This is a genomic window from Paenibacillus whitsoniae (assembly GCF_003955665.1).
Taxonomy (GTDB): domain Bacteria; phylum Bacillota; class Bacilli; order Paenibacillales; family NBRC-103111; genus Paenibacillus_E; species Paenibacillus_E whitsoniae.
The window spans coordinates 39,048-48,977 of record NZ_RXHU01000063.1 but is presented as its reverse complement, the minus strand read 5'-3'; the positions used below and the strand labels follow the sequence as shown (position 1 = coordinate 48,977).

General features: G+C 55.8%; 10 protein-coding genes. 6 read left to right on the top strand and 4 right to left on the bottom strand.

The features are described from left to right. The 3 genes from EJQ19_RS32210 to EJQ19_RS20430 form a co-directional block, all read right to left on the bottom strand. Window positions 1-248: hypothetical protein (locus EJQ19_RS32210; protein ID WP_206438457.1), on the bottom strand; the 248-nt coding region annotated here is incomplete at its 3' end. Window positions 249-298: 50 nt separating this feature from the next. Beyond that, on the bottom strand, window positions 299-1,636 hold the full coding sequence (locus EJQ19_RS20435; RefSeq protein ID WP_126143094.1) for a hypothetical protein: 1,338 nt from the start codon (window positions 1,634-1,636) through the stop codon (window positions 299-301). Beyond that, on the bottom strand, window positions 1,617-2,189 hold the full coding sequence (locus EJQ19_RS20430) for an RNA polymerase sigma factor (protein ID WP_241243012.1): 573 nt from the start codon (window positions 2,187-2,189) through the stop codon (window positions 1,617-1,619). Before EJQ19_RS20430 ends, EJQ19_RS20435 begins: the two co-directional genes overlap by 20 nt. 225 nt (window positions 2,190-2,414) lie before the next feature. On the opposite strand from EJQ19_RS20430, the gene EJQ19_RS20425 reads away from it, so the two are divergent. The 5 genes from EJQ19_RS20425 (at window position 2,415) to EJQ19_RS20405 (ending at window position 6,201) form a co-directional block, all read left to right on the top strand. Further along, on the top strand, window positions 2,415-2,867 hold the full coding sequence (locus EJQ19_RS20425) for a hypothetical protein (protein ID WP_126143093.1): 453 nt from the start codon (window positions 2,415-2,417) through the stop codon (window positions 2,865-2,867). 193 nt (window positions 2,868-3,060) lie between these two features. Beyond that, window positions 3,061-4,281 carry an S-layer homology domain-containing protein gene (locus EJQ19_RS20420; protein ID WP_126143092.1) on the top strand — a complete coding sequence of 407 codons (1,221 nt, stop codon included), beginning with the start codon at window positions 3,061-3,063 and terminating at the stop codon, window positions 4,279-4,281. A 146-nt stretch (window positions 4,282-4,427) separates the two neighbouring features. Further along, entirely contained in the window at window positions 4,428-5,117 is a 690-nt protein-coding gene (gene araD / locus EJQ19_RS20415; RefSeq protein WP_126143091.1) for an L-ribulose-5-phosphate 4-epimerase, read from the top strand. A gap of 85 nt (window positions 5,118-5,202) precedes the next feature. Beyond that, complete coding sequence (locus EJQ19_RS20410) at window positions 5,203-5,703, top strand: GAF domain-containing protein (RefSeq protein ID WP_126143090.1); 501 nt, start codon at window positions 5,203-5,205, stop codon at window positions 5,701-5,703. Window positions 5,704-5,742: 39 nt separating this feature from the next. Beyond that, on the top strand, window positions 5,743-6,201 hold the full coding sequence (locus EJQ19_RS20405; protein ID WP_126143089.1) for an SRPBCC family protein: 459 nt from the start codon (window positions 5,743-5,745) through the stop codon (window positions 6,199-6,201). Window positions 6,202-6,946: 745 nt separating this feature from the next. On the opposite strand, the gene EJQ19_RS20400 is transcribed toward EJQ19_RS20405, so the two are convergent. Next, complete coding sequence (locus tag EJQ19_RS20400; RefSeq protein ID WP_126143088.1) at window positions 6,947-7,468, bottom strand: PadR family transcriptional regulator; 522 nt, start codon at window positions 7,466-7,468, stop codon at window positions 6,947-6,949. A gap of 125 nt (window positions 7,469-7,593) precedes the next feature. Here EJQ19_RS20400 and EJQ19_RS20395 point away from each other — a divergent pair, with 125 nt between their 5' ends. Beyond that, window positions 7,594-9,090: a DHA2 family efflux MFS transporter permease subunit gene (locus EJQ19_RS20395; protein ID WP_126143087.1), complete on the top strand. Its 1,497-nt coding sequence runs from the start codon at window positions 7,594-7,596 to the stop codon at window positions 9,088-9,090. The last annotated feature ends 840 nt before the right edge of the window (window positions 9,091-9,930 follow it).

The window sequence follows — 9,930 nt, the reverse complement described above, 5'->3', positions numbered from 1 at the left end:
GAATAGGCAGGCATTTTTCGTATAAATGGCGGTTTTCTCAAAATGCCTGCAATAAAACAGCTTTTCTGGCCAGACTCGCTCCAAAAGAGGGTTCTTGCCCAAAATGCCTGCCATTTTGCAGGTATTTCAATGGGACAGGAAGGAAAAGAGAAAAATGCCTGCTTTTTTGCAGGCTTGTTGCTGTCCCGTCCGATCCAGGCGGTAAGGAAACGGTAGCCTGACTGGAACAAACGCAATCTGCCCAACACAAAATAGCGTCCGCTCACAGTCCCAAAGGAGGCTGCAGCGGACGCTATTTTTATTCCCCGGCGGCCATCGGGCGCTCCGGCAGGTAGCGGGCGACCTTGTCGACCCACTCCTGCACGTAGTGATCGGTCGCCCATTGCGCCATGACGAGCTGCTCGCCCGGCTGCAGGTCGATCGTAAGCTGCGGGGCGTTGCCCGGCGCCTGCCCGTAGGGGTAAAACTTGAGCTTGCCGTCCTCGAAGACGACAAGCATATCGTTCATCGGCGACGTCAAAGCATCCGTCGCCTCCGGCCAGGCTGCGTGGATGTCCGTCCACGTGCAGCAGAGGTCGTCGTGGTTCACGACTTTATCCGGAAGTTCCTTCGGGAAGTCGTGAACCACGTAGCGATCGGGCGAGACGGCGCTGACGGGCAGCGTCTCGGCGACTTTGCCGACCCAGCGGCCGGACTCGCGCTGGATCGCCCAGCTCTGCCCGGTGATCTCGCCGGGCACGCCTTGCATGGCGCGAGGAATGCGCGCCAGCTCGCCGCCAAGACCGGCCCCGTACAGATCGGCCAGGGTCACGTGGTTCTTGTCCGCGGCCGCCGGCTTCTTGGCGAATGGCAGGACGCGGCCCTGGTTTTCCTTAAGCTGCGGGAGGGTACGCACCCAAAGCCGATCGCCCTGGCGGGCCGCTGTGCCGTCCCACGTATTCTGGGACTCGGCGATGGACAAGTACTGGTTGCCGGCGAACAGCAGCGTTTCCACGTGGTTGAACGCGTCGGTTCCCGTTGCAGCGCCAGCGCCTGCGCCAACGGCGTTATCCGCCGTCGGCCGCTCCGGCCCAGCCGGCTGATCCGCCATATGCGTGGATAAGTAGCGGATTTCGCCCATTTTGGTCGTTTGCTTGAGCGAATCGATTTTCCAAAAATTTTGCTTATACGGCATCAAAATGCCTTCGCCCTCGGACGTCTTGCGCAGCTGCCCGCGAATCGGGGCAATCAGCATCGTGCGATACGTGCTGTAGCGCAGGCCTTTTGGGCGGCCGTCCGTGCCGCCGGCAACAGCCGGCTCATGCTCCGTACGGAGCCCGATGAGCAGCGCTGTGGAGATCGGCACCGGTGCGGGAAGCGAGCTGTACATCGCCTCAGCCGGCACCGGGCTGTTCAGCAGCGCCGCCGCATCGCTGCGAGTATGGAGGCTGCTCCATGGAAAAAGCACAGCAGCCAGAAGAAAGGTGCCAAACCCGGTTGCTACCAACAGGGGTTTTACCTTGATTTTGATACGCTCAGACCGCCGGATTTTGTCTTCGATATTATGCTGCAGCCGGGGTGTAAAGCCCTCCCGCCGCAGCGGTCCCGATTCCAGATCTTGCTGGAAATCGTCCTGATCAGGAGGGTTCGTGCTCAAGCGCCTCACGCTCCTTCAAGCTAAGCGCTTTTAGCCTGGCGTGGTGGAGCCTCGATTTCACAGTGCCTTCGGAGATGCCGAGGACCGCTGCCATTTCCTTGGTGGTAAGGTGGTAATGCGCATGCAGAATGAGAATCTCGCGGTATTTGGGCGACAGTGTCAGCACCTTTTTCCAAATGTCGCTGGCATAGAGCTGTTCCACGGCCTCGCTTTCCGCGGATTGCGAAGTGCCGCCGGATTGAATGAACCCGACCAGCGTGACTTTGCGCCAGAACGCTTTGCGCAGGTAGTCGTAGGCGGTATTGCGCGTGATTGTCAGCAGCCACGTTTTGACAGCGGCATCGCCTCGAAAAGTCGTCAGATTGCGGTATACTTTCAGAAAAGCGTCTTGGGTAATATCGTCAGCGGTATCCCGGTTGCGGCAAATGCTGAAGGCATAATTCCAGACATCGTTCCCGTACGTTTCCATTAGATTGCGCAGGATCGTCTTTTGATCCGTCGTCTCGGATATGTATTTCAAATAATCAAAAACATGAACACCCGTGGTTTCCAAATTTCTCACCTCTTTTAAATAGACGCAGGAGGGGCTAGAAAGGTTTACATTTTTCAAAATAAAATAAGTCCCTTTATACCATTCGCACCCCACCTTCAGTTTAAGCCCTATTCCCAGAAAACGGAAGTAAATTCTATGCAGCGATGGCTTGCAGGATGGAGGATTTTGTCGATCGGCAGGCGAATACTATAAGAAAGAGAAACGGTAGGCGAGAGGAAGAACAGCATGAATTTCGTTGAACATATTGCGGATCATTTCCGGTCCGGTCATATCAGCAACTATCCGCAGCCGATCGCCCTGAATCTGGGCGTGGTTCACACGGTGAAGCTGGAGGATCGCAAGACGAATCTGATCTGGCTTCCGTGGGAGTTCACCGGGCTGGCTTATGTGGAGAAAGGGTTGCTCGTGGACGTGTATCCTTATTATCGTGGAGTGGTCATCGAGGAGATTGAGCTGTCGCGCGGGTCGGATTTGCACAAGCCGCAGACGGAAGAGGCATTTACGAAGGCGCTGTACGTGAAAGCGTACGAGCTGCATCAGCTGCTTCAGGACGAGAAGTATGCGTATCTGCAAGGGAGCGCACCGGATTATTTGTCGAAAATGATGTATTTTGTCGATTGGATGCGTTATTACAACTCGCAGCGAACCGTCGGCGCAGGCCGCAAGCTTGGCAGTTAGCAGCGGAACCTTACTTTCTACCTAGGTGGAGGGTGAGGTTCTTTTTGTTTTCTCCATGGCGCTGGTCCCAGGAAGCGTAGGGCCCCGAAGGGCGCAAGAGTTGGGCTTAAAGCCCGTTCTCAAAGGGAGGCGGAAAGATTATCCTATAGGATGGTACCTACCTAAATTTAGACAGAAGCGGAGCAAATACGACATGAAACGATGGCATACATGGGTTTCGACAATGGTTATCGCCGGGATGCTGACGGCCGGGGGAAGTGCGGCGGCAGCCGGGTTCACGGACACGCACGGCCATTGGGCGGAGCCTACGATCTCTGTGATGGGGCAGCAGGGCCTGTTGGACGGTTTTCCGGACGGTACGTTTCGACCCAATGAGACGGTGACGGCGGATCAATTTGTGAAAATCGCGCTGCTCGCCTATACCGACCTGTACCCGAACGGGGAGAGGAAATGGAAGAGCTCCTTCCTGGGAGCGCTGAGTGCGAGCAATCAGAGCATTTTGCAGCAGGATTACCGGGACTTTACGTTCAAGCCGAACACGGTCGGGTATTGGGCAAAGCCGTATCTGGATCTGGCGACGGATTTGCATTTTATCTCCAAGGGGCAATTTGCGGATTACAAGGCGGCGCTGAAGCGGGAGGATGTCGCGGAGATTTTGTACTATTTAATGAAGGAAACGGAGTATCTGGAGGATGAAACGTACAGCCTGCGCGCGGCTGCGCGGTTTGGGGATCTGCAGAGCGCCACGGCCAGACAGCAAAAATTCATCGGCGAAGCCCTGACCAAAGGCATCATGGAAGGGTATCCGAACGGCTACTTCGGCGTGGGCCGGTATGTGACCCGCGCGGAGGCGCTGGAAATTATCGCCCGCCTGCAGGACAAGTCGAAGCGGCTCAACGTAGGCAGCGTCGGCGAAGGGTATGTGAAGGTCGTGCCGACGAAGGAGGGCAGCTATAAGAAGCTGATTTTTCCGGATGAGCGGATGCTGCAGGCGTATGAGGTCATGGAGGCGGCGGGCAAGCTGCGGGGCACGAACTATGATCTGGAGGAGACGACGCTGCGTCTGTTTGAGAATGCGGAGGCGAAAAATAAGGCGTTAAGCGGCGCGACGGCGGAAGCGCGAAACAGCGGCGAGGTGTCGCTGTGGCTGGACCCGCAGTTCGCGACCTACGGCGTGACCGTCCGCTTGCAGGACGGAGCGCTTGCGCGCAATACGGAAAGCATCCGTAAGTTTACGGATTTCTTGTTTGGGTATGACGCCGATATTTTTTATCGGCAGTTTACGGCGGCCTGCACGGAGGCTTCGGCCAAAGGCGTGCTGGAGACGACGACGAAGCAGATCGGCAGCTTCTCGGTCGAGACGCGGCTGGAAGCGGACGGGAAGACGATCGTGTTTTCGATTATTCATACGTAGGAGTGTAATGCCGCGGATTCATTTTTTATCTGCTGGTGTACATACAAGATTGTTGTAGGTGCAGAAATTTCGGAAACATCTAGTCAACATGTACGTACAAGTGTATAATGAGTGTACGTACATTTGACGGAAGGTGTTGAGCGCTTGTGTTGGAAGTTTTGAAACAGGCGGTTTTGGAAGCGAACTTGGATTTGCCCAAGCATAGGCTGGTGACCTTTACTTGGGGCAATGTCAGCGGAATTGACCGCGAGCAGGGACTTGTGGTGATCAAGCCGAGCGGTGTGCCGTATGAGGCGCTGCGGGCGGAGGATTTGGTCGTGCTGAACTTGGCGGGCGATGTGGTGGAAGGGCGACTGAAGCCTTCGTCGGATACGCCGACGCATCTCGCTTTGTACCGTGCGTTCCCAACGCTCGGCGGCATCGTGCACACGCATTCGCCGTGGGCGACGAGCTGGGCGCAGGCTGGGCGATCCATTCCGGCGCTTGGAACGACGCACGCGGACTATTTCTACGGCGAGGTCCCGTGTACGCGGGCGATGACGGAAGCGGAGATTCAAGGTGCGTACGAGCTGGAGACCGGGAACGTCATTATCGAGACGTTTCAGGATCGCGACCCTGCGATGGTGCCGGGGGTGCTGGTGTACTGCCATGCGCCGTTTTGTTGGGGAACGGACCCGCATAATGCGGTCCACAATGCGGTTGTGGTTGAAGAAGTGGCGAAGATTGCTTACCGCACATTTGCGCTTAATCCTGACATTCAGCCGATGGACCAGACGCTGTTGGATCGGCATTTTCTTCGTAAGCACGGGGCGAACGCCTATTACGGACAAAAATAAAAGGGAGACAACCGGTTATTTGACCGGTTGTCTTTTTTTCTTTTATGATAGTGAGGAGCACTATGATGAAAAGGATGATGACTCGATGTTTGCACCAGTCCACTATGACGGTACGCGTGAGGAACAATATACATTGCTGCTGGGGCAGCTGGAAGCTCTGATTCACGACGAGACGAATCTGATTGCCAATCTGGCGAACGGAGCTGCGCTGCTCGGGCAGTTTTTACAGGAGATTAACTGGGTGGGTTTCTACCTAGTGGATGAGGAGCTGGCGGCTGCCGGCAAAGAAGAGCTGGTGCTGGGGCCGTTCCAAGGCCTGCCGGCCTGCGTGCGGATTCCGTTCGGCCGCGGGGTCTGCGGCACGTCTGCTGCGCGCCGCGATACGGTGCTCGTGCCCGACGTGCACGCATTTCCGGGGCATATCGCCTGCGACGCGGCGTCGCGGTCGGAGATCGTCGTGCCGCTTGTGGCGGGAGACCGATTGATCGGCGTACTGGATATCGACAGCCCGCGGGTGGATCGTTTCGACGCGATCGATCAGCAGTATCTGGAGCAGTTTGTTGGCAAGCTTGCTGCCAAGTTGTAAGTACAAGTTGTGCGATTTGATCCGAGAGGGAGAGTGAGAATGTCCATGTCGAGTTCTGCACCCGTTGCAAAAGTAGAGATGATGATCCGTAAACCGGTTGCCGAGGTGTTTCGAGCGTTTACTCAGCCTGAGCTGACGACGAAGTTCTGGTTCACCCGAAGCAGCGGCAGCTTGGCGCTGGGCCAGACCGTGCACTGGGAGTGGGAGATGTACGGCGCCGCTGCGGATGTGAAGGTGCTCGAGCTCGAAGAGAACCGCAAGATCGTTGTCGACTTCGGTTCTCGCGTCGAGTGGAGGTTTACGCCGCGATCGGCGGATGAGACGATCGTCACGATCACCAACTCCGGCTTCGCGGGGGAGGACCCCGTTAGTGAAGCCCTTGATGCGACCGAGGGCTTCACGATTGTGCTCTGCGGGCTGAAAGCCTACCTCGAGCACGGCCTCGTGCTGGGCCTGGTCGGCGACAAGGCGCCGGACGCGCACGTGGCGCGGGGGTAGCCTGTTGGGCGGTGGGATCGGCCGGCCTGCGCGGATCTGTCCGCGCATTGTTGCGGCGCCGCGGTTGCATCCGCGGTATGCGCCTGTGTCAGTGTCTACATCTGCACCTGTAGCTGTGTCAGTGTCTGTGTCTGTGTCAGTGTCTGTATCTGTATCTGTATCTGTATCTACACCTGCACCTGCACCTACATCTGCCTCTGCGTCTTAGCTGCCCGGTTGCACGGGCTCTCGCACATCACCCCAGAGGCAAAAAAAAACCTTGCCGAACCGCTCATGTTTGAGCGGCGGCAAGGTTTTTTTTGCGATGGGCGGTGTGGTGTAACGCCGACGTTGCTCTTCGCACTTCGCTGCGCCGGTGCGGCGCGGTGCGGGGATGCAGTCGCGCATCTCTGCGAACCGCGCGTTGCGGCAATCCAATAAGAGGGGGAAACCACTCTTATTGAGCGAGAGTGCCGGCCTATTCACCAAATAAGAGGGGCTAGCCACCTCTATTTTGGTGAAAACGGGCGGCAATGGCGTTTGCATCATGAAATAAGAGGGGTTCGCCCCTCTTATTTCACAGCAAATCCGCTAAAATCACAAATTAAGAGTGGTTTACCCCTCTTAACGGTAGAGGTTCACACGATTATGCCGCACCGGCACTTCCGAGGCCCAAGATCGCGTACGTATATCTCCACCTGCGCCAAACAAGCGCCCACGTTCATCAACCTCCGTGCAACACACATCGCCTTCGCGCCAGCACACGCTACCCCTCGCCGCGCAGTTCCTTCAGCGCCCACTCGGCCCAGTCCAGCTCGGATTGGAAGCTGAACAGCGCGCGCCGCATCAGCAGCACGATGCCGGGAGACGAGTCCATCCGCTTGTGGGCAAACAGCTCCGACTTGGCGTGGAACCACACCAGCTTCTCCCGGCAGTATTCCACACGCTGCTCCAGCAGCCGCTGAATATCCACGGGGTCACCTTCGTTCATACAAAATATTTTCAAGCTGAGCTCATCGCGCGTAACTGGCGGGCAAGCCGGCTGGGACAGCCATTGCGATAAGGCCTCACGGCCGAGATCCGTTAAGGAATGCACTTTCTTATCCGGCTTGTCGGGTTGAACGACGAGCTCGTGCTGAATGTAGCCGTCACGCTCCAGCTGGGCGAGAAGCGGATAAATTTGGCTGTGCTTCGCGGGCCAGAAGGGCTGGATTTTTTGCATCAAATCGTAACCGGAAAAAGGAGCGTAAGAAAGCATGCTCAACAATCCGTAGGATAGCGTATTCATGAAAAATCCTTTCTATATATCAATTTTTACATAGACATCGGCTTGCATTTGGTGTACGATAGTTCACGGCATAATTATATGTAAATAAAGACATATCGTAAAGAGAAGAGAGAGGCGAAACCATCATGCAAGCAACTGAGCAACAACCGGCAATCAAGTTTTGGCCGATTATGATTGCTATATTTGTCGGATCGTTTTTATGCGTACTGGCATCGAGTACGATTAATATTGCGCTGCCGATTTTACAAGATCATTTTACCACAAGCCTTGGCACGATTCAGTGGACGTTAACGGGCTTCATGCTGGCGATGGGCACGTTTGCGCCGATGGTCGGCTACCTGGGAGAGAAATTCAGCTACAAGCGCCTGTTTCTCTTTTCCATTATCGGCTTTACTGTCGCTTCCTGCCTGTGTGCGCTCGCTTGGGATCCGTACTCCCTGATCGCATTCCGCGTTCTGCAAGGGACGTTCAGCGGATTGATTCTTCCGGCATCCATGGCGGTTGTGTATCAAGTGGTACCGCGGGAAAGACAGGCGATGGCTATTGCTTTGTGGGCGCTAGCGTCCATGCTGGCACCGGCCATCGGGCCGACATTCAGCGGCTGGCTGCTGCAAAATTTTGACTGGCAGTGGCTGTTCCTGATGAACATTCCGATCGGTCTCATTGCAACCTTCCTGGTGTTCCGATACATTCCGTACTATCGTCTCAGCGTTCCTAAGAAGTTTGACGGCTTCGGCTTCATTACAGTGCTTGTGAGCTCCTCAACGCTGCTGCTTGCGCTCGGGCAAGGGCATGCATGGGGCTGGCAATCCGGCAAAGTGCTGTCGCTGTTCGCGGTCGGCATTATTATGCTGGTCGCCTTCGTATGGCGTCAACTGACGACGGATACGCCGCTGCTGGATCTGCGCGTGTTCAAGTACGGCCGCTATACGCTGAATGTCATCATCTCGGTCATTCTAACCATCAGCTTGTACTCCGGTACGCTGCTTACACCGCTCTTCCTGCAGCGCATTCAGCAGGTATCGGCGATGGACACCGGTCTCATCTTGCTGCCGGCGTCGCTCGCAATGGCACTCGTCATGCCGATCATCGGCAAGCTGTACACCTCCATCGGGCCGCGTTGGCTCATGGTCGTGGGCATCGTGCTGCTGGCGCTTGGCTCCTTCATGCTGAGCTGGGGCAGCCTCGACATCCCGCACAGCTATATCGTGTGGTGGATGGTCGTGCGCAACCTCGGCATCGGCATGGTGATGATGCCGGCGAGCAACGCGTCGATGGAAACCGTTCCCCGTCATTTGTCGGGGCATGCTTCCTCGATTTCGAACTGGGTCCGCAACGTGTTCGGTTCCTTCGCCATCGCTATCTTTACGACGCTGCTGTCTTCCCGTTCCGTCGATCACGCCAAAACATTGATGGCCGGCGGCGACACGAACCAGCAGCACGCAGGCGCCATGGCGTTCACGATGAGCGTCAACGACGTCTACACGATCGCAACGATTATCGTCCTGGTTGCTTTGCCGCTCGCGTTCTTCGTCGGCAAGTTGAAAACGTCGGCGCCGAAGCCGGACACCTCCAAGCCATCCAAGCAAGCTGGGCTTCAGGAGCAAGTCGCGCAGGCGTAGCACATATAAAAGCATCTCCCGACCGGGGAGATGCTTTTTTTGTACCTGCTGGCTCGAGCCTTTAGGGCAGGTAAGGTGAACAAGAATGCGCGAGGAGGCAGTATTTTTGGCAGGGAGCAGGGGGAGTGCTGCTTATTGGACAACAGACAGGTAAGGGGAAGCCGTAACGGCTGCCACAGCGGCTAATGTCCCAAAAGACGGGCGATATGTATTGTAACGATCGCCACAACGCTTATTTCGATGAAATCTGGTGAAATGGGGCCAACTTCATGCAAATAGCCTCCATGGTAACCGTTACCGCTCAAAACGAACGGTTTGAGGTCGAATAGCCGCTGTGGCGCCCGTTAGCGCCAGCAATGTTTCGCCGTCGACTAGGTGGAAGTTGGGAGCATGAAACCTGCAAAAAAGCAGGTATTTTCCTCTTTCCCGTTCTGATCCGACGAATGCCTGCCCAAAAGCAGGCATTTTCAATGAAATTCCCTTTTTGAGCGTGAGCTCAGCGTAAAAAACTGCCTTTGAGCAGGAATTTCGAGGGAATCGTCTTGGTTTTTTAGGAAAGCCTGACTTTATGCAGGAATCTCCTTCTCCTCTTCGACAAGTACCTAAAGGAGTCCCCTTTCACAGGAATTCGTCTACCACCTTTCTACGCACGATCGTACCTGAGCACTCCCTTTTTGCCTGTTTTCATCCATGTCGTTTTCAGCCATGTCGTACGCCGGGCACCCCACCGGATAAAAAGTGCAAGAAGATAAAACGTGCAATCCAATGCCGCAAGCACCGGGAGAAATGTGTTATTGCCGGCAATTCGGTGGCCTCCTATGATGAGATCAAGGTTCAGCG

What these genes read in the sequence shown, in the direction of transcription:
- EJQ19_RS20400 (WP_126143088.1), bottom strand. Translation starts at nt 7,468, where the DNA reads ATGAATACGCTATCCTACGGATTGTTGAGCATGCTTTCTTACGCTCCT.
- EJQ19_RS20420 (WP_126143092.1), top strand. Translation starts at nt 3,061, where the DNA reads ATGAAACGATGGCATACATGGGTTTCGACAATGGTTATCGCCGGGATG.
- EJQ19_RS20405 (WP_126143089.1), top strand. Translation starts at nt 5,743, where the DNA reads ATGTCCATGTCGAGTTCTGCACCCGTTGCAAAAGTAGAGATGATGATC.
- EJQ19_RS20395 (WP_126143087.1), top strand. Translation starts at nt 7,594, where the DNA reads ATGCAAGCAACTGAGCAACAACCGGCAATCAAGTTTTGGCCGATTATG.
- EJQ19_RS20425 (WP_126143093.1), top strand. Translation starts at nt 2,415, where the DNA reads ATGAATTTCGTTGAACATATTGCGGATCATTTCCGGTCCGGTCATATC.
- EJQ19_RS20410 (WP_126143090.1), top strand. Translation starts at nt 5,203, where the DNA reads ATGTTTGCACCAGTCCACTATGACGGTACGCGTGAGGAACAATATACA.